Source organism: Rhizobium sp. WCS2018Hpa-16 (assembly GCF_031843705.1).
Classification (GTDB): domain Bacteria; phylum Pseudomonadota; class Alphaproteobacteria; order Rhizobiales; family Rhizobiaceae; genus Agrobacterium; species Agrobacterium tumefaciens_C.
On sequence record NZ_JAVTIX010000002.1, the window covers coordinates 693,548 to 712,320 of the forward strand.

Annotated in this window: 16 protein-coding genes; 10 read left to right on the plus strand and 6 right to left on the minus strand. The window is 58.3% G+C overall.

The genetic code is table 11. From position 1 onward, the window contains the following. Positions 1 to 227 precede the first annotated feature (227 nt). Positions 228 to 779 carry a PilZ domain-containing protein gene (locus RQI55_RS09425; RefSeq protein WP_243256515.1) on the plus strand — a complete coding sequence of 184 codons (552 nt, stop codon included), beginning with the start codon at positions 228 to 230 and terminating at the stop codon, positions 777 to 779. A gap of 84 nt (positions 780 to 863) precedes the next feature. Here RQI55_RS09425 and RQI55_RS09430 read toward each other — a convergent pair whose 3' ends face one another. Beyond that, positions 864 to 1,553 carry an HAD family hydrolase gene (locus RQI55_RS09430; RefSeq protein ID WP_243256514.1) on the minus strand — a complete coding sequence of 230 codons (690 nt, stop codon included), beginning with the start codon at positions 1,551 to 1,553 and terminating at the stop codon, positions 864 to 866. A 125-nt stretch (positions 1,554 to 1,678) separates the two neighbouring features. Here RQI55_RS09430 and RQI55_RS09435 point away from each other — a divergent pair, with 125 nt between their 5' ends. The 3 genes from RQI55_RS09435 (at position 1,679) to RQI55_RS09445 (ending at position 3,554) form a co-directional block, all read left to right on the plus strand. Next, positions 1,679 to 2,359, plus strand: a complete 681-nt coding sequence (locus tag RQI55_RS09435) for a GntR family transcriptional regulator (protein ID WP_243256513.1) — start codon at positions 1,679 to 1,681, stop codon at positions 2,357 to 2,359. 179 nt (positions 2,360 to 2,538) lie between these two features. Continuing rightward, positions 2,539 to 3,117: a biotin transporter BioY gene (locus tag RQI55_RS09440; RefSeq protein WP_243256512.1), complete on the plus strand. Its 579-nt coding sequence runs from the start codon at positions 2,539 to 2,541 to the stop codon at positions 3,115 to 3,117. Then, positions 3,114 to 3,554, plus strand: coding sequence for a DUF1284 domain-containing protein (locus tag RQI55_RS09445; RefSeq protein WP_243256511.1), 441 nt, complete (start codon positions 3,114 to 3,116; stop codon positions 3,552 to 3,554). Before RQI55_RS09440 ends, RQI55_RS09445 begins: the two co-directional genes overlap by 4 nt. Here the strand turns inward: RQI55_RS09445 and RQI55_RS09450 are convergent. Continuing rightward, entirely contained in the window at positions 3,544 to 4,629 is a 1,086-nt protein-coding gene (locus RQI55_RS09450; RefSeq protein WP_243256510.1) for a hypothetical protein, read from the minus strand. The two genes, RQI55_RS09445 and RQI55_RS09450, sit on opposite strands and share 11 nt — an antisense overlap. A gap of 366 nt (positions 4,630 to 4,995) precedes the next feature. On the opposite strand from RQI55_RS09450, the gene RQI55_RS09455 reads away from it, so the two are divergent. Continuing rightward, positions 4,996 to 6,141, plus strand: a complete 1,146-nt coding sequence (locus tag RQI55_RS09455; RefSeq protein ID WP_243256509.1) for a site-specific DNA-methyltransferase — start codon at positions 4,996 to 4,998, stop codon at positions 6,139 to 6,141. 404 nt (positions 6,142 to 6,545) lie between these two features. On the opposite strand, the gene RQI55_RS09460 is transcribed toward RQI55_RS09455, so the two are convergent. Both RQI55_RS09460 and mutY read right to left on the minus strand, forming a co-directional pair. Next, positions 6,546 to 7,157, minus strand: a complete 612-nt coding sequence (locus tag RQI55_RS09460; RefSeq protein WP_243256508.1) for an HAD family phosphatase — start codon at positions 7,155 to 7,157, stop codon at positions 6,546 to 6,548. Between the two features lie 9 nt (positions 7,158 to 7,166). Beyond that, positions 7,167 to 8,258, minus strand: a complete 1,092-nt coding sequence (gene mutY / locus RQI55_RS09465; RefSeq protein ID WP_243256507.1) for an A/G-specific adenine glycosylase — start codon at positions 8,256 to 8,258, stop codon at positions 7,167 to 7,169. 98 nt (positions 8,259 to 8,356) lie between these two features. Between mutY and RQI55_RS09470 the strand changes: the two genes are divergently transcribed. From RQI55_RS09470 to smc, 3 genes are all read left to right on the plus strand, one after another. Beyond that, positions 8,357 to 8,866 carry a DUF721 domain-containing protein gene (locus tag RQI55_RS09470; protein WP_243256506.1) on the plus strand — a complete coding sequence of 170 codons (510 nt, stop codon included), beginning with the start codon at positions 8,357 to 8,359 and terminating at the stop codon, positions 8,864 to 8,866. Between the two features lie 136 nt (positions 8,867 to 9,002). Next, positions 9,003 to 9,683, plus strand: coding sequence for a DsbA family protein (locus RQI55_RS09475; RefSeq protein ID WP_192063573.1), 681 nt, complete (start codon positions 9,003 to 9,005; stop codon positions 9,681 to 9,683). A 72-nt stretch (positions 9,684 to 9,755) separates the two neighbouring features. Next, positions 9,756 to 13,220 carry a chromosome segregation protein SMC gene (smc, locus tag RQI55_RS09480; protein ID WP_243256505.1) on the plus strand — a complete coding sequence of 1,155 codons (3,465 nt, stop codon included), beginning with the start codon at positions 9,756 to 9,758 and terminating at the stop codon, positions 13,218 to 13,220. Between the two features lie 23 nt (positions 13,221 to 13,243). Here the strand turns inward: smc and RQI55_RS09485 are convergent, their stop codons facing one another. Further along, complete coding sequence (locus RQI55_RS09485) at positions 13,244 to 13,468, minus strand: hypothetical protein (protein ID WP_311272510.1); 225 nt, start codon at positions 13,466 to 13,468, stop codon at positions 13,244 to 13,246. Between the two features lie 114 nt (positions 13,469 to 13,582). On the opposite strand from RQI55_RS09485, the gene RQI55_RS09490 reads away from it, so the two are divergent. Both RQI55_RS09490 and ppdK read left to right on the plus strand, forming a co-directional pair. Beyond that, on the plus strand, positions 13,583 to 15,490 hold the full coding sequence (locus RQI55_RS09490) for a methyl-accepting chemotaxis protein (RefSeq protein WP_279290412.1): 1,908 nt from the start codon (positions 13,583 to 13,585) through the stop codon (positions 15,488 to 15,490). 200 nt (positions 15,491 to 15,690) lie between these two features. After that, positions 15,691 to 18,417 carry a pyruvate, phosphate dikinase gene (gene ppdK / locus RQI55_RS09495; protein ID WP_243256503.1) on the plus strand — a complete coding sequence of 909 codons (2,727 nt, stop codon included), beginning with the start codon at positions 15,691 to 15,693 and terminating at the stop codon, positions 18,415 to 18,417. A gap of 8 nt (positions 18,418 to 18,425) precedes the next feature. Here ppdK and RQI55_RS09500 read toward each other — a convergent pair whose 3' ends face one another. Further along, positions 18,426 to 18,695 carry a hypothetical protein gene (locus RQI55_RS09500; RefSeq protein WP_042618436.1) on the minus strand — a complete coding sequence of 90 codons (270 nt, stop codon included), beginning with the start codon at positions 18,693 to 18,695 and terminating at the stop codon, positions 18,426 to 18,428. Positions 18,696 to 18,773 lie beyond the last annotated feature (78 nt).

Genomic DNA, 18,773 nt, shown 5'->3' on the forward strand with positions numbered 1-18,773 from the left:
GAGTATCCCTTATCGTCTGCCGCTCACCTGCTGAAGGCCTTGATTTGCCGCGTTTTAAAGCCAATTTGCGAAATTAGGCCAAATCCGAACACAACCAATCGATTTTTTCCAGCGCCGCTGCTATAGACCATCGCCGACAGGCATGAAAGGCCAATAAGTGGGTTCTCTGGTCCTGTCTCGGGATAGTTTTTGAAGGGTTGAACAGAGTGACAGGGAATATTTTGCGTTTGTCCGCCACCATATCGCTTCTGGCTGTGCTCGCCGGTTGCAACTCTTCCAATCCGTCGGAATCGCTGGCGGTGAATGCGCCCACGGCGCAGGCGGTGGCACCTGTCGTACAGGCCAATTGCCCAACCATCACCATTCTCGATGGCACAGCGGTTCGCCGCATCTATGCGGGCGGCGCCAAGGATGATCCATCCAAGCTGGTCTATCAGGCCTCCCTGTCAGACACGACGCGCTCGTGCAGCATGAGCGATTCAACGCTGACCGTGAATGTTCTGGCGCAGGGCCGTCTCGTTCCCGGCCCGCTCTCCAAGCCCGGCCCGGTTTCCCTCCCGATCCGTGTGACGGTGAAGGACGGCGACGGCGAGATCTACTCGCAGGTCACGAATTTCTCGGTTGATCTGCCGGCTGGTGAGGCTGGTACGCAGTTCATCTTCAACAACCCCAATGTCGCCATTCCCAACGGCCCTGGCGGCGCATCGCGCCAGACGAACGTCTTCATCTCGTTTGATACCGGGGCGTCTGCAAGCACGAAGAAGGGTCGCCGCGGATAAGGTGCCAACCGGCACCTTTCCGTCTAACGCTTCTATCCCGGCGAGAGTGGCTTTACGCCACGTATGCCAGGTTTGGGAGTGGCTTCACGCCACTCCGGCCCATTCAGACAGGGCTTCAATCGTCGCAGGCAGGTCCTGCATCCGGGCAATCACGGTTTCAGCGCCTGCATCCGTCAGGCGGTCTGCATGGCTCGGGTAGGTGTGGGAAGCGCCGGTAAAGCCGATAACGCGCATGCCTGCCGCCCGGGCACCGGTAATGCCGTGCACGGAGTCCTCGATCACCACGACCCGGTCTGGCGAAACGTTGAACTGTTTTGCACCATGCAGGAAGATATCAGGCTTCGGCTTGACGCGGTCTGCGCCCAGATCCTTGGCCGAATAGATGTGGCCATCGAAATAGGGCTTGAGGCCAACCTTGGTCAGCATCATGTCCAGCCGGGCGCTGGATGAGTTGGAGCAGATGCAACGCGGTGTCGTCAGGCGCGACAGTGCCGTCTTGACGCCTTCGATGATTTTTACGTCACGTTCGAGACGGGCGTCCAGAAGCTTCTCGGACCTTTCGAGCAGCGAGGCGGACAGTGGAATGCTGGCCTCACGCTCGATTTCGAGAAGAATATTCTTCCAGGTCATGCCCGAGAAACGTTCGCCCATCTCCTCGGTGGAGATCGGGTAGCCCGCTTCGGTCAGCAGGTGTGATTCGACCTGGGCGGCGATAACTTCGGAATCGACGAGAACGCCGTCGCAGTCGAATATGATGAGGTCGAAGCCGCTCATGGGCTCTCCTTAGCGATTGATGCGGGAAGATTTGGCCGCTTTTAGCCGATGTCGGCGTCAAGCTCAACCGAAACAGGCGAGACGCTCTTTCTCGACAATATTTCTTCGCCGTCCTATGTCATGCCATGGCCAAATCACCCAAATCCAAACCCGAAGACACAATCGCAGCCAAAATCAGCCGGACTCTGGCTGAAAGGATCGTGCGCGGCGAGCTGTCTCCCGGTGAGCGCTTGAGGCAGGACCATGTGGCCGAGGAGTTCGGTGCGTCGCATGTGCCTGTGCGCGAGGCGTTCCGGCGTCTGGAGGCGCAGGGGCTTGCCGTCAGCATTCCACGTCGCGGTGTGCGAGTGGCTGATTTCGGCCTTCCCGATGTGCAGGAAGTGGCCGAGATGCGCGCAGCGCTTGAAGTGTTGGCCCTGCGGCACGCCATTCCCAACATGACGGCCACCATTCTGGATGAGGCAGAAGCGGCGACGCTTGCGGGAGACAGGGCCATGGACGTGCGGCAATGGGAAGAGGCAAACCGGCGGTTCCACCGGCTGATCACCGCTCCCTGCAATATGCCGCGCCTGATGGAAGCCATAGACGGTCTTCACGCAGCAAGCGCCCGTTTCCTGTTTTCGGCATGGCGGGCAGGGTGGGAAAGGCGCACAGACACCAATCACCGCGCCATTATCGATGCCCTGCGTGGCGGCCGCGATGAGGAGGCTGTGCGCATTTTGGAGGGGCATGTACGCTGGATTGGTCGCACCGCGGTGCGCACATCCGCAGGCGCCACACGCGAAGCCTTTGCTATCGTCGGGTAAATTATAGATAATTTTATATCGGCATATCATGCTGTAATCGTTGGTCTTATGTGGAATCTATTCACATGGCGGGTGCACCTTTGCGTGAATTTTCGGAGCGAGACTGGATTCCGAAAGGGATTCTGCTCTATCAATCATGGCGTCTTTATAAATTATCTATAATTTGAAAGGAAGACATCATGACTGTTCACATTCCCAATGCCCCGTCTGGATTTCTCGATCTCCCATCAAAATCGTTCATCCAGCAGGCGCTGTTTGTCGTCGCCGGAACGCTGGTTCTTGCTCTCGCATCACGGCTCTCAGTGCCCATGGTACCGGTGCCGATCACCATGCAGACATTTGCCATCACGATGATTGGTGCGCTCTATGGCTGGCGGCTGGGCACGCTGACGGTGCTGGCTTGGCTGGGTGAAGCCATGCTTGGCCTGCCGGTTCTGGCTGGCGGAGCATTCGGCCTCGCGCCCTTCGTTGGCCCCACGGCTGGCTATCTCGTTTCATTCCCCATCATGGCGGCACTCGTTGGCTTCATGACGGAAAAGGGCATCAGCGGTGATCGTCAGTTCGCGGGCTTCCTGCTTCACTTCGGTGCAAATGCTCTGGGCCTTGCGCTCGGCTGGGTGTGGCTTGCAGGTCTGCTCGGCGCCGAAAAAGCCTGGATTACCGGTGTCGCTCCGTTCATTCTCGGCGCGGTGCTGAAATCGGCTCTGGCCGCTGCCGTCCTCAAAGTCCTCGCTTTGCGTGCGCAAGCCGCCAAGTGACCATTCGTCTAAGGGCACATCATCTGCTGTGCATGCTGACCTATGTCGGCAAAGGCTATACGCCCGGCTTCATGGTCAATTATGATCGTGTCGCCGCGCGGTTGCGGGGTGGGGAGGATATCGAAATCATATCCGGCCCGGACGATATCTGCGCGCCCTTGCTGGATGATAAGGACGCGCATTGTTTCGGAAAGAGCGTGGTCGGGCGCGATGCAAGCGCGCTCGATGCCGTTGGGCAATGGCTGGGCCAAAGCCTGCACATCGGCCAGCGGCTGGTGCCGGACGCAGCCTTTGTCGAAAAGCTGCGAGCGGGCTTCAAGCACGGCCATCTGCGGCAACCCTGCTCAGGCTGCGAATGGACGAGCCTTTGCGACCGCATCGCGGGGGATGATTTCTGTGGCGTCAAGACAGCGCCGCAGCTAGGCATTAATCGGTGATGTTAAGTTCCGTGCGTTCTGCCGCCGTGACTGTGGCGTTGACCAGCTTTGGCTCGCGGCGCGTCTTGTCATCATAGGTCACCTTCACGGTATATTCGCCGGGATGCAGGGTTTCCTGATGCTTGGTATCGTAACGACCGGAAATTTCCTTCTGGGTGCCTTGCAGGTCTTTCGTGATTTCCATGATGTCGATGCGCTGTGCATCCTTGGCTGTCACGGCAAGCACGCCAGCGTCGAGATTGACAGTGACAGTTGTGCGCTGTCCAGCCGTCACGTTGAACGGCGTTTCAGCGGTGACCTTGCCCAACCGCGCCCGCATGATGAAGGAGCCAGCGGGCATCTGCATCAATTTGCCCACACCATAGGAGCCGGTGATCGTTTCCCGTGTCCCATCCAGCGTTTCATCGGTGGAAACGGTCTCGAAGCGAATATTGTCGGTTTCAACGGCGCGCCCGCCGTCCTTGTAAACAGCGTTGGCAACCACGACACCACTGGGGATGATGAGATCGCGGCTGACAGTCTCGCCAGCCTTGACGCTGATGGTTTCCGAAGCCTGTGCCGGGCCGATCTGGCCCTCCAGCTTCAGCTCTCCAGCCGGAACGTAAATTTCCTTGGCGCCATAGATGCTATCGGTAAATGCAGTGCCCTGCTTGATATCAACACGCGCCTGTGGCTCGGCTTCCTTGCTGTCTGCGCTGCGCTTTGGAACGATGGTCAGCAGTGCTGCATCGAACACGACGTTGACCTGCGCGACCTTGCCATCGGTAATCTCAACGGGAATGGTCTTGGAAACATTGCCGAGGCTTGCGACGGCCACATATTTGCCGACCGGGATTTTCTCCTCGAATGTCGCGTCGTAAGCGCCGCCAACATTTTCGGTGCTCGCATTGCCTGCGCTGTCAGCCTTGTAAAAATCCCAGCGAACTTTGTCGCTATCGCCAAGCGATGGACCGCCCGAAACGAGCATCGCATCCGTCTTGACGTTGATCTGCGGCTTTGGAGCCGACGGCGTAGCGGTCTGCGCAAAGGCAGTGCTGGCGAGAAGCGTAGAAACAACAATGATAGAAACGCGCATTCTGAAAATACCCCTGCAACCCATAGCCTTGGCGCCATCTCTAGATGGCACCCAAAACTCCGAAATCACAACGTCAAAAGTGACGTATGGTTCCATTGGTCACCAATGAATCACGATGAACAGTAAAATGCTGATTTTCCTGGGTGAAGTTCGCCGCGTTTGGGCGAGGGGGCATCTCGCCTATCTGCAAGCGGTAAGGGCGTCAGTTGCTGGCCCGATTAACCCTGTCCATTCCCACTTTATGACGAGTCAGCGAATTTTTTTACGCACTTAGCACGTTTTTGCACGCCGCGTTCAGGCTTTGATAACCAACTTCGGTAACCATAAGGGTCAGTTTAGTCGAGTAAGCGTATGGAGCGAGTACCTATGGCATCAGTGTTTCCGCTAGCCGATTTTCGGCGTGCCGGTTTTGATCTTGCAGGTGAAAGCGACGCCTGGAAAGACAGCATCATCAAGGGTGATTGCGTTGCCGCACTCGAGGCACTTCCCAGCCAGTCTGTGGATGCGATCTTTGCCGACCCTCCATACAATCTCCAGCTCGGTGGCTCCCTGCACCGCCCGGATCAGTCTCTGGTTGATGCCGTCGATAATGACTGGGATCAGTTCGCGTCCTTCGAGGCCTATGATGCCTTCACCCGCGCCTGGCTTCTGGCCTGCCGCCGCGTGCTGAAGCCCAATGGCACCATCTGGGTCATCGGCTCCTACCACAACATTTACCGCGTCGGCTCCATTCTTCAGGATATGAACTTCTGGATCCTCAACGATATCGTCTGGCGCAAGACCAACCCGATGCCAAACTTCAAGGGCCGCCGTTTCCAGAACGCGCATGAAACCATGATCTGGGCCAGCCGTGATGCGAAGGCGAAAAGCTACACCTTCAACTACGAAGCCCTGAAGGCGTCCAATGATGACGTGCAGATGCGCTCCGACTGGCTTTTCCCGATTTGCAGCGGCCATGAACGGCTGAAGGGCGATGATGGCAAGAAGGTCCACCCAACCCAGAAGCCGGAAGCACTGCTGGCCCGCATCATCATGGCATCCACAAAGCCGGGTGATGTCGTGCTGGACCCATTCTTCGGCTCCGGCACCACGGGTGCGGTGGCAAAGCGTCTCGGCCGTCATTTTGTCGGCATTGAGCGGGAGCAGGATTATATCGATGCGGCCTCTGCGCGCATCGCCGCAGTGGAGCCTCTGGGCAAGGCGGAACTCACCGTCATGACCGGCAAGAAGGCCGAACCTCGCGTTGCGTTCAACGTGCTTCTCGAAAGCGGCCTTGTACGTCCCGGTCAGGTTCTGACAGATGCGAAACGTCGCTACAGCGCCATTATCAGGGCTGACGGCACGATTGCATCCGCTGGCTCCGCTGGCTCCATTCACCGTCTCGGCGCAAAGGTGCAAGGGCTGGATGCATGCAATGGCTGGACATTCTGGCACTACGAGGATGGCGACGCCCTGAAGCCTATCGATGATCTGCGAACCATTATCCGCAATGAAATGGCAAAGGCCGGATAAGGCGATCCACCGCTTGCGCTCTTGCCCAAAAGGCGGGTCTACCCGCCGCGCATACTTCGTCCGGTTTTAGTACCTTCAGTCCCGGATGAAGAGTAACAGACGCCCGGCCTTCTCTGAACGCCGGGCGTCTGTGTATCCGTCGTTAATCATATCAGAAATTTCTTAAGCATATCAATTGCCTGGAAAGCCTGGGGCAAGTATGGGTCTCTAGCTAGTCGGTGCAAGGGAGCCATAGCAAGCCGCCAACGGACCTGCCCGGATATCAGAAATGATGTCAGGGATGCCGGGACCGAAGAACAAAGACGGCAACTTTCCCGAGATCGAGATTTACTAATCTGGTTGCTTGCAGCCAGACTGGTGCAGGTAGAAGACCGCCATTTTCGCCTGCACCAGCCATTCTCATCTCAAGCGTAGACGCCATGCGCGGCCAGATCAGCTTTCAATGTCTCCGCATCTTTAAAATGAACCGCCTGCCAGCCCGCAGCCTTCGCACCTTCGACATTCGCAAGTGAATCGTCGATGAAGATGCTGCTTGCCGGGTCTAGGCCGAAGGTCTCGGCGTGAAGTTCGTAGATCGCCACATCCGGCTTGATCAGGCCGACATCGCCTGAAACCGTCACGCCGCGAGATAGGGTGAGAAACGGATACATTTTCTGTGCTTCGCGAAATGTATCGGATGCGAAATTGGTCAGCATTGTCACGTCGTGACCGCCATCGATCAGACCTTTGAGAATAGCGACGGAATCATCATAGGCGTGGGACACCATTTCGTGCCAGTGCAGACGGAAGGCGCGAATGTGGTCTTCTCTCTCCGGGTGGGTTTCCAGAAGCAGCGCCTCTGCCTCTTCCCAACTGCGCCCGCGATCCTGTTCCAGGTTCCATTCATGGGTGCAAACGGTCTCGAAGAACCGCGCCCGTTCCTGCGCATCGGGAATAAGGCGACTATAGGGAATGTTCGGATCATAATGGATCAGAACCTTGCCGATGTCGAAAACGATATGGTTGATCTTGGGCATCAATGTTTCCTAAGCAGTGTCGAAGGCCAATGGAATAGCCTGTGTGATGGCTTTTTTCATCACCGTTGGCAGGGCCTGGGCATCAAGATTTGTGACTGGCTCCCACCATCCGTCATTGGTCAGCCGCATCTCAGCGCTCGTTACCTTGGCGCGGTAAATCGAAAGCCGCAGTTCGAAATGGGTGAAGACGTGGGTAATGCTACCCGCCGCTTCCCAGTCCGCAGCAAAGGGCGCGTGGTCTGTGCCGGTGCCGCCATCGATGCGTGATGTCCATGCGGTCGTCGGCACCTCCGTCATGCCACCCAGCAGGCCGGTTTCAATCCGGCGGCGAAGAAGGATTTCACCCCTGTCGTTCACCGCAACGAAGGCGGCACCCAGACGCACCGGCTTTGCCTTCTTGGCAGCTTTTACCGGAAAACGTTCCGGCTCATCCTGCGCCAGCGCCAGACAGTGGTCCTTATAGGGACAGAGCGCACAGGCCGGACGCTTCGGCGTACAGATTGTTGCACCCAGATCCATCATGGCCTGCGCGAAATCGCCCGGACGGTCAGCGGGCGTAATCTGCGCCACCTTTGCCCGCATGGCGGGCTTGGATCCGGGCAGGGGGGCGTCGATGCAAAACAGGCGGGAAATCACCCGTTCCACATTGCCATCCAGCACAGCCGATTGACGGTTGAACGCGATGGCCGCAACGGCTGCTGCCGTATAATCGCCAATGCCGGGAAGTTTTTTCAGGCCTTCCTCGGTGTCTGGAAACACCCCGCCATGCTCACTGGCAACCGTTTCGGCGCATTTTTTCAGGTTGCGGGCGCGGGCGTAATAGCCAAGACCTGCCCATGCGGCCATTACATCGTCGCTGGGAGCGGCGGCCAGATCTTCCACCCTTGGCCAGAGCGCCAGAAACTTGGCGAAATAGGGTTTCACCGCCTGCACCGTGGTCTGTTGCAGCATCACCTCGGACAGCCAGACGTGGTAGGGATTGGCCCGCAAATCCTTGGCCGCCATCGGCGGTGATGTGCGCCATGGCAGGTCGCGGTGGTGCCGGTCGTACCATGCCAGCAGCACGTCCGCGTAAGGCGGGTTGTCAGTTTTCTGAAGCATGGTTTGCTGTGGCCCTCATATTGGGCCTATACTTGGGCCATCCGCTTGCGTCGATCAAGCCCATCACGTGCAGGCAAAAAAGAGTCCATGAGTAAACAATGAAAAAGCCACGCAGAGGCGTTATCCAGATTGCCGAAATCGCAAACGGCATCATCGATCCGGTGCTGGCCAAGAGAGCCGGTATCAGCACGGCACTTCTTGGTTCATGGGATGAAATTGCCGGTGCGGACTTTGCCGATTGCACGCGGCCGGAAAAGATTAGCTGGCCACGGCGCGATGAGGGGCCGGATCGCGGCGGATATCAGGCGGGCGTTTTGACCATTGCCTGTGAAGGCGCGCGCGCCCTGTTTCTGACCCATGCCCAGGGGGAGTTGATTGCTCGCATCAACGGTTTCTTCGGCTTTCCCGCCGTGCGCCAGATCAGGATCGTCCAGAAGCCCGTGTCGCGAACGCTCAACCGTCGCCCCAAGCCGCTGCCGCTGCGTGGTGATGCCGCAAAGCGGCTGGAAGGCATGATGGATGGCATTGAAAGCGATGTGCTGCGTAAGGCGGTTGAACGTTTGGGCACTGCCGTTTTGCAAAAGCGCGTCCGCCGTGGCACGATTTGACGCAGGTCTAAGTCCAGACGGTCCTTGACTGGTCACAATTCTTTGACAAGAAGAAAAGAAATGGCCGCTTGTTCTGCTCGGGCAGCCACTATATCGCAATTGTAGACAATTTCAGTCTTTCACACACAGGTGCTAGATGCATTTTCCAGAATTCAATATCTCTCGCCGCAGCCTGCTTGGCGGTGTTGCACTGGCCGCAGTTGCTGTCGCCCTGCCATTCGCACTGACACCGGGCTCCGCCTTTGCGCAGGAATTGCCCGAATCATCCGGCAATGTGGATATGGACGCGGTCATGAAGCCCGGCCCGCTGCCGGACCGTGGTCTTGGAGACGTGAATGCAAAGGTCAAGATCGTCGAATACATGTCGATGACCTGCCCGCACTGCGCGCATTTCCACAACACCACATTTGAAGAAATCAAGAAGAAGTACATCGATACCGGCAAGGTCTACTTCGTCATCCGCGAATTCCCGTTCGATCCGCGTGCGGCTGCGGCCTTCATGCTGGCCCGTTGCGCGCCAGAGCAGCAGTATTATCCGTTCGTTTCCATGCTGTTCAAGCAGCAGCAGAGCTGGGCAACGGCGCAGGATGCACGCGCAGCCCTGCTGCAAATGTCGAAACTGGCCGGTTTTTCACAGGAGACCTTCGAGGCCTGCTTGACGAACCAGAAGCTTCTGGATGATGTGAACGCAACGATGCAACGCGGTGCGACGGAATTCGGCGTCAACTCGACCCCGACCTTCATCATCAATGGAAAGCGCTACGCTGGAGATATGTCTGTTGAAAAAATGTCGGCGCTTGTCGACAGCCTGCTCTAATAGACGTTACCTGACAAAAACGGGAGACGGATACATCTGTGCGCCCGTTTTTTTTGACGATAGAGCAGCGGCATGAAATTCAACAAGCTGCGTCTTCTCGGCTTCAAATCCTTTGTCGAGCCCTCCGAATTCATCATCGAGCCGGGGCTTACCGGCGTTGTCGGCCCCAATGGCTGCGGCAAGTCCAACCTTGTGGAAGCCCTTCGTTGGGTGATGGGTGAAAACTCCTACAAGAACATGCGCGCCTCCGGCATGGATGATGTCATCTTCTCCGGCTCCGGCAACCGTCCGGCCCGCAACACCGCCGAAGTCGGTCTCTATCTCGATAATTCAGACCGCACCGCGCCGGCCGCCTTCAACGATGCGGATGAAATTCAGGTCACACGCCGCATCGAGCGTGAAAACGGTTCGGTCTATCGCATCAATGGCAAGGAAGCCCGCGCCAAGGATGTGCAGCTTCTGTTTGCCGATGCCTCCACGGGTGCGCGCTCGCCTTCCATGGTGGGGCAGGGCCGCATTGGCGAACTCATCAATGCCAAGCCACAGGCGAGGCGGCAGTTGCTGGAAGAAGCGGCGGGCATTTCCGGCCTGCATTCGCGCCGTCACGAAGCTGAACTGCGCCTGCGTGCCGCTGAGACAAACCTCGAACGATTGGAAGACGTTACCGCCCAGCTTGAAAGCCAGATCGAAAGCCTGAAGCGGCAAGCGCGACAGGCCAGCCGCTTTAAGATGCTATCGTCAGATATCCGCGCCCGTGAAGCAACGCTGCTGCACATTCGCTGGGTGGAGGCAAAGCAGGCGGAAGGCGAGGCGGACAGCGCGCTCAATCAGGCGACCAATATCGTGGCCGAAAAAGCGCAACGGCAGATGGAAGCCGCCAAGGAGCAGGCCATCGCCAGCTTGAGGCTGCCGGAACTGCGCGAAAACGAGGCCAGAGTTGCCGCTGCACTGCAACGCCTGCAGATTGCCCGAACCCAGCTGGACGAGGAAACCAACCGTATCCTGCGCCGTCGCGATGAGCTTGCCCGCCGCCTTGCGCAGCTTGGCGAAGACATCGTGCGTGAAGAACGCATGGTCGCCGACAATGCCGATATTCTGGCGCGCCTTGATGAGGAAGAGGCGGAAATTCAGGAGATGCTGGCCGACGCTGGTCGCTATTCTGAAGAAACGCGCCAAGCCTTCGAGGAAGCATCAGACAAGCTGGCCCGGAGTGAGCAGGCTTTCACCGCCTTGACGGCGCAGCGTGCAGACGCAGCCGCCAATCGCGGACAACTGGAACGAACCATCCGTGATCTTGCAGACCGCAAGGCGCGTCTGGACCGTCAGGCATCGGAAGCTGCTGGCGAGATTGGAAACATCGATGAAAAGCTGTCCCGTCTGCCTGATCCATCGGAAAAGCGCGAAAGTGTAGAGGCGGCAGAAATTGCCGTCGAAGACGCGATGCTCGTGGTGGAGGATGCCGAGACCGCTGTTGCCGATGCACGGTCCGCCGAAGCTCTGGCGCGAGGCCCGGTTGAGGCTGCGCGCAGCCGCCTGAACGCGCTGGAAACCGAAGCGCGCACCATTTCAAAAATGCTGGCAGCCGGTGCCGTCTCCGGCTCGTTTACGCCCGTTGCCGAAGACCTGACGGTGCAGCGCGGCTTTGAAGCAGCCCTTGGTGCGGCACTTGGGGATGATCTCGAAAGCCCGCTCGATTCCGCCGCCGCCGCATACTGGACTGACAATGGCGATGGTGCCGACGACCCGGCGCTACCGGCAGGTGTTGCATCGCTGCTCTCGCATGTCGATGGCCCCAAGGCTTTGAACCGCACCCTTCGCCAGACAGGTCTGGTCTCCAGCATGGACGAGGCCATGCGGCTGATGTCCGCGCTAAAGCCCGGCCAGCGGCTGGTCACGAAAGACGGCGCGCTGGTGCGCTGGGATGGCCATATTACTGGTGCCGATGCGCCGGGCAATGCCGCGCTGAGGCTCTCGCAAAAGAACCGCCTGGCGGAACTGGAAAACGAGAGCGAAGAGGCCCGCTATGCGCTTGATGAAGCGCAGGAGCAGCTTGCGACATGCGCTGACGAGATTGGCTCTGCCGAGAGCCAGCTTGCCGATGCGCGGGAAAGAAGTCGCCTCGCATCCCGCCAGCTTGTGGATGCCCGTGATGCGCTTTCCATGGCAGAGCGTGCTTCCGGCGATCTTCTGCGCCGCCGCGATGTCGTGTCTGAAGCCATCAAGCAGATCGGTGGGCAGATCGAAGAGATTGTTGCTCAGGAAGAAAATGCCCTGATCGAGCTGGAAGACGCTGCCGATCTCTCCGATATCGACCTGCGCCTCAAGGAAACCCAGCTGGAGGTGGCAACTGACCGCAGCCTGCTGGCCGAGGCCCGTGCGCGACACGAAGGTTTGAACCGCGAGGCCGAGGTGCGCCAGCGCCGGATCAACGCCATCGCGCAGGAGCGCGCGACATGGCAAGCACGGGCCGCAAGCGCCAGCGGCCACATTGCCACGCTTCGTGAGCGTGAAGACGAAGCCCGTGACGAGCTCGCCGAACTGGATATCGCGCCTGAAGAATTCGATGAGAAGCGCCGCAATCTTCTGACGGAATTGCAAAAGACGGAAGAGGCCCGTCGTCTTGCCGCCGACCAGCTGGTGGAGGCAGAAAACCATCAGCGTCAGGCGGATCGCGTTGCGACGATTGCCCTGTCCGAACTGGCGGAAGCCCGTGAAAAGCGCGGGCGTGCGGAAGAGCGTCTGGTTTCGGCCCGCGAAAAGCGTCAGGAAGGCGAGCACCGCATTCGTGAAGCACTCAATGTCGAGCCGCATATGGCCTTCCGCCTGACGGGTCTTGCCGTCGATGCGCCCATGCCGGAAATCCGTGATGTCGAACGGGATCTCGACCGGCTGAAAATCGAGCGCGAACGTCTGGGCGCGGTCAATCTGCGTGCCGAGGAGGAGCAGGCCGAGCTTTCGGCAAAACTCGCCGCCCTCATCAAGGAGCGCGACGACATTATTGACGCCGTTCGCAAGCTGCGGGCGGGCATTCATAATCTCAACCGCGAAGGCCGCGAGCGTCTGGTCGCCGCTTTCGATATCGTCAACACGCAATTCCAGCGCCTGTTCACCCACCTGTTCGGCGGCGGCACGGCGGAACTGCAACTGATCGAATCGGATGATCCGCTGGAAGCAGGGCTGGAAATTCTCGCCCGCCCACCGGGCAAGAAGCCGCAGACCATGACGCTATTGTCAGGCGGTGAGCAGGCCTTGACTGCCATGGCGCTGATCTTCGCCGTGTTTCTCACCAACCCCGCACCCATCTGCGTGCTGGACGAGGTGGATGCGCCGCTGGATGACCACAATGTCGAGCGTTATTGCAACCTGATGGACGAGATGGTGGCATCCACCGAAACGCGTTTCGTCATCATCACCCACAACCCCATCACCATGGCGCGCATGGATCGCCTGTTCGGTGTGACCATGGCCGAGCAGGGCGTTTCGCAACTGGTTTCCGTCGATTTGCAGATGGCAGAGCGGTTGATCGAAGCCGTTTAAGCGCCTGATCGTCGTTTTTTTCGTCATTTTACAAAAATAAATGCCTGCGGGGTCGGATCTGACGTAACGGCACGTTTTTGATATTTATCAAGTCTTGTTAAGTGCTGCCTTATACTTTCTCTCAATGGTTGGTTTTCAGGAAATATTAATAAACTATTACACACCCTCTGATTGGTGTTCTCACGCGAAGCTGTCGTCACTTGATCAGGCGGCGTGTAAATTGCTGAATCCATTGCCATATCACACATGATTCATATCTAATTAATAGTTCGATATCACTCTTCATCACGCATTCTGTACATCGTTCAATGCCATATGAGCCACCGCAATTCCGCGGTTCTGTGCTGCTCAAGAGGATATCTATGTCTATCCGTTCTAAACTATTGTCATGTGTATTTTTTCTTGTTGCAATACTTGCTGTGACCTCCTTGTTCTCTCTTTATGCATTGAATGAAGAAGGAAAATTGCTGCACAGCATCGTGGCGGACCGTGTTGTCCCCATGGCGCAGCTGAAATCCATATCCGATGATTATGCCGTCAAGATTGTGGACACCGTCCACAAGGTGAGTGGCGGTGCGCTGACCACTGAACAGGGTGTCCAGAGCATCCGGGGCGCGATGCAGAGCATCGACAAGTCCTGGACGGATTATATGGCGACGTATCTGACGGTGGACGAGAAACGGCTTGCCGACGAATTCCAGCTCTTGCGGCAATCGGCGGACCAGAAACTACAGGGCGTCATCACGCTTTTGCAGGGTGGTAATCTGGAAGAAATCAGCAAATTTGCCGATACCCAACTCTATGCAATCATCGACCCCCTGGGAGAATCCGTTTCCAAACTCATAGACATACAATTGACCGCAGCCAAAGATGGTTTGGTGGCCGGTGATGATCTCAGAGATTTCATCCTGCAAACCCTGGCGGTCCTCGGTGCGATTGCCCTGGGGCTGGCAGCTGTTTCCGTTCTCGTTGTCACGCGCGGCGTTATCAAGCCCATTCAATTGATGACGGGCTCCATGTCATCGCTGGCGTCAGGCAATGTCGATCTGGAAATTCCCGGCGCAGACCGCAAGGACGAGATCGGAAAAATGGCACAGAATGTCGTCATCTTCCGCAACAACGCCATTGAGCGTATCCGTCTGGAGGCAGAAGCTGACGCCAATCGTAGCCTGTCCGAGAAGGAACGCCTTGCCCGAGAGGAGCAGAAGGCGAAGGAAGCGGCAGATACCAGTTTTGCTGTCGAAAATCTGGCATCTGCGCTGTCGCGTCTCTCCAACGGCGATGTGTCCTACCGCATCAGCCAGCCCTTTGCCGCCCATCTCGATGCGGTGCGTGAAAACTTCAATTCCTCTGCCGAAAAACTTCAGTCTGCGCTGAGCCAGGTGGCCGAGAATGCTCGCGGTATCGACGCCGCTGCCAATGAAATCCGCGCCGCTGCCGATGATCTGGCCAAGCGCACGGAACAGCAGGCAGCGTCGGTCGAGGAAACCGCAGCGGCTCTGGAAGAGATCACCACCACGGTGAAGGATTCCACAAAACGCGCCCAGGAAGCCGGACACATCGTGGCAAAGGCCCGCACTGGTGCCGAGCAGTCCGGTGAGGTGGTCCGCAATGCTGTTGTCGCCATGGAGCAGATCGAAAAGTCTTCGTCTGAAATCTCCAAAATCATCAGCGTCATCGACGAGATTGCCTTCCAGACAAACCTTCTTGCGCTAAATGCGGGTGTGGAAGCGGCCCGTGCGGGTGAGGCAGGCAAAGGCTTTGCTGTCGTTGCTCAGGAAGTACGCGAACTGGCGCAACGTTCCGCCAATGCGGCCAAGGATATCAAGGGCTTGATCACGACATCCAACACGCAGGTCCAGCAGGGCGTGCAACTGGTCGGCGAGACGGGGCGTGCCCTGGAAGCCATCGTGGCGGAGGTGCAGGATATCAACCGCCACGTTGTGGCGATTGTGGATGCGGCACAGGAGCAGTCGTCCGGTCTGCAGCAGATCAATACGGCTGTGAACCAGATGGATCAGGACACGCAGAAGAACGCTGCCATGGTCGAAGAGCAGACGGCAGCCAGCCATGGTCTGGCCCGTGAGGCCGCTTCGCTCAACCGCCTGCTGGGTCAGTTCAAGCTGGGAGAGGCAGGCTACGAGGCGCCGGTTCGCCAAGCCACGTCAGCGGAACGTCCGGTTCATTCTCCTGCCCGCGCATTGGGCCGCAAGATTACGGCGGCCTTCAATGGCAATGCCGCTGTCAAATCCGGTTGGGAAGAGTTTTAAGCCTGAGCTCACGGCAGAACTGATCCACTTTAGAAGCTATCCATTCCGCTCGCGCTTGTCGCGGGCGGTTTGATTTTATCAACACATGCGCCGCATTTATGCTGCACTGCCGTGCAATGGTGCAAGAACTGCCGTTTCCAACACTATGACAATGCTGTAAAGGGTTGAAAAATAGAACGCTTCTGGGTGGAGAGCGTAGAATGAAAAAATGGGTCTATACATTCGGCGACGGGGCCGCCGAAGGGCGCGCGAGCGACTTCGCCGTGCTGGGTGGCAAGGGTGCCCATCTTGCCGAAATGGCAAGCCTCGGCCTGCCTGTTCCTCCGGGCCTCACCATCATCAGCGAAGCCTGTGCGCGCTACCATCAGGGTGGCCGATGCCTCCCGGAAGAGTTAAAACTTCAGGTCACCACTGGCTTGCGCGGGATGGAAGCCATCACTGGCTGCACCTTTGGTGCGGGACCTCAGCCGCTGCTTCTTTCGATCCGCTCCGGCGCGCGCGCCTCCATGCCAGGCATGATGGATACGGTACTCAACCTCGGCCTCAATGACGAAACCGTGCAGGCGCTGGCCGAGATTTCCGGCGACGCCCGATTCGCATGGGATAGCTACCGCCGCTTCATCCAGATGTATGCCGATGTGGTGATGGGGCTCGACCATGAAATCTTCGAGGAAATTCTCGAAGACGAGAAGGGCCGCCTCGGCCATGAATATGACACTGAGCTTTCCGCCAGTGAATGGCAGCATATCGTGTCGCTCTACAAAGGCTTGATCGAGGAAGAGCTTGGCGATCCCTTTCCGCAGGATACACAGGTGCAATTGTGGGGTGCCATCGGTGCCGTATTTGCAAGCTGGATGAACACCCGCGCCGTCACCTATCGCCATCTGCACAACATTCCCGGAGACTGGGGAACTGCGGTCAATGTGCAGGCCATGGTGTTCGGCAATCTCGGCTCGTCCTCTGCCACCGGCGTTGCCTTCACCCGCAATCCCTCCACCGGCGAAAAGGAGCTTTACGGAGAGTTTCTGGTCAATGCGCAGGGGGAAGATGTGGTCGCGGGCATTCGCACGCCGCAATCCATCACCGAAGATGCACGCATCTGTTCCGGCTCCGACAAGCCCTCCATGGAAAAGCTGATGCCGGAGGCTTTCGCGGAATTCATTGGCATCTGCCAGCGCCTAGAAGGCCATTACCGCGATATGCAGGACATGGAGTTCACCATAGAGCGCGGCAAATTGTGGATGTTGCAGACCCGCGCTGGCAAGCGCACGACCAAGGCGGCGATGAAGATCGCAGTCGACATGGTGGAAGAGGGCCTGATTTCCAAGGATGAGGCCATCTGCCGTATCGAGCCCTCATCGCTTGACCAGTTGCTGCATCCCACCATCGATCCTTCCGTCGAACGCCCGATTATCGGCTCTGGCCTTCCGGCCTCTCCCGGTGCTGCCTCCGGCGAGATCGTCTTCACGTCTGATGAGGCGGTTGCCGCCAAAGCCGAAGGACGCCGCGTTATTCTGGTGCGCATGGAAACGAGCCCCGAAGATATTCACGGCATGCACGCCGCAGAAGGCATCCTCACCACCCGTGGCGGCATGACGAGCCATGCGGCGGTCGTCGCGCGCGGCATGGGCATACCTTGCGTCTCCGGCGCTGGCTCCATGCGGGTGGATCTGCGCAGCAATGTGTTGATCGGCGTCGGATGCATGCTGAAAAGGGGTGATGTCATCACCATAGACGGCTCGTCCGGCCGTGTGATGAAAGGCGAAGTCCCCATGACCCAGCCGGAACTCTCAGGCGATTTCGCCAAGTTGATGGAGTGGGCCGATAGCACCCGGCGCATGACGGTGCGCACCAATGCCGATACCCCGGCAGATGCCCGCGCCGCGCGTGCGTTCGGCGCGGAAGGCATCGGCCTTTGCCGCACCGAACACATGTTCTTCGAGGGCGACCGCATTCAGGTGATGCGGGAAATGATCCTTGCTGAAACTGAAGAGGGCAGGCGCGCCGCACTCGATCAGTTACTGCCCATGCAGCGGCAGGATTTTACCGAACTGTTTTCCATCATGCACGGCATGCCGGTCACCATCCGTCTGCTGGACCCACCACTGCACGAATTTTTGCCCAAGACCGATGGCGAAATCGTCGAGGTTGCCGCCGCCATGGGCATGTCGCAAACGCTGTTTCGGCAGCGGCTGGATGCGCTGCATGAATTCAACCCCATGCTCGGCCATCGCGGCTGCCGTCTGGCAATCTCCTATCCGGAAATTGCCGAAATGCAGGCCCGCGCCATTTTCGAAGCGGCAGTGGAAGCCGCACGCCTCACCGGCGCACCCGTGGTGCCGGAGATTATGGTGCCGCTGGTCGGTCTGCGTTCAGAGCTGGATTATGTCCGCGCCGTCATCGATGGTGTCGCCGTCTCGGTTGCACAGGAAACCGGCATGACGCTGGAATATCTGACCGGAACCATGATCGAGCTTCCGCGCGCTGCCTTGCGGGCTCATGTCATTGCCGAGGCCGCGGAATTCTTTTCCTTCGGCACCAACGACCTGACGCAGACGACCTTCGGTATTTCCCGTGATGACGCGGCCCGCTTTATCGAAACCTACCAGCGCAAGGGGATCATCGAGCGTGACCCATTCGTTTCGCTGGATTTCGATGGCGTGGGTGAACTGATCCGCATCGCCGCAGACCGCGGTCGCCAGACCCGGCCAGAGCTGAAACTCGGCATCTGCGGTGAGCATGGCGGCGATCCGACCTCCATCCATTTCTGCGAGGATGTGGGGCTGGATTACGTCTCCTGCTCACCCTTCCGCGTGCCGATTGCTAGGCTGTCTGCCGCGCAGGCCACGCTTGCCATGACGGATAAGCGCAACGCGAAAACCGTTTCCAGGGTCGTCCCGTTCAGAGCTATTCCCGCCAAGGTGTAACGGCTGGCCTAACGATTCTGCACGATGATGCGGCGCTCCACCACCACGGGGCGGTAGAACATGTCGCGGCTCGATTGCGCCTGCCAGGCGCGGGTGTCGGCGCGGCGGTCGAGATCGAGATCCAGCAGGCATCCGGCCATCGGGTCGGTGTTGGGGCGGAAGCCATAGCCACGGCAGGTCGTTTCGTCGCGGGCGCGCTGTTCTTCCGGCGTCAGTGTCTGGCAGGATGACAGCGATAGCACGGTTGCAATTGTGCCGAGAACGATGGAAACGCGCATAATGATAACTCCTTGATGGCAGCAAACTGAACTGCCCTGTGTTTCATTGATACGATTGTTCGTGCTTTGAGAAAAGTG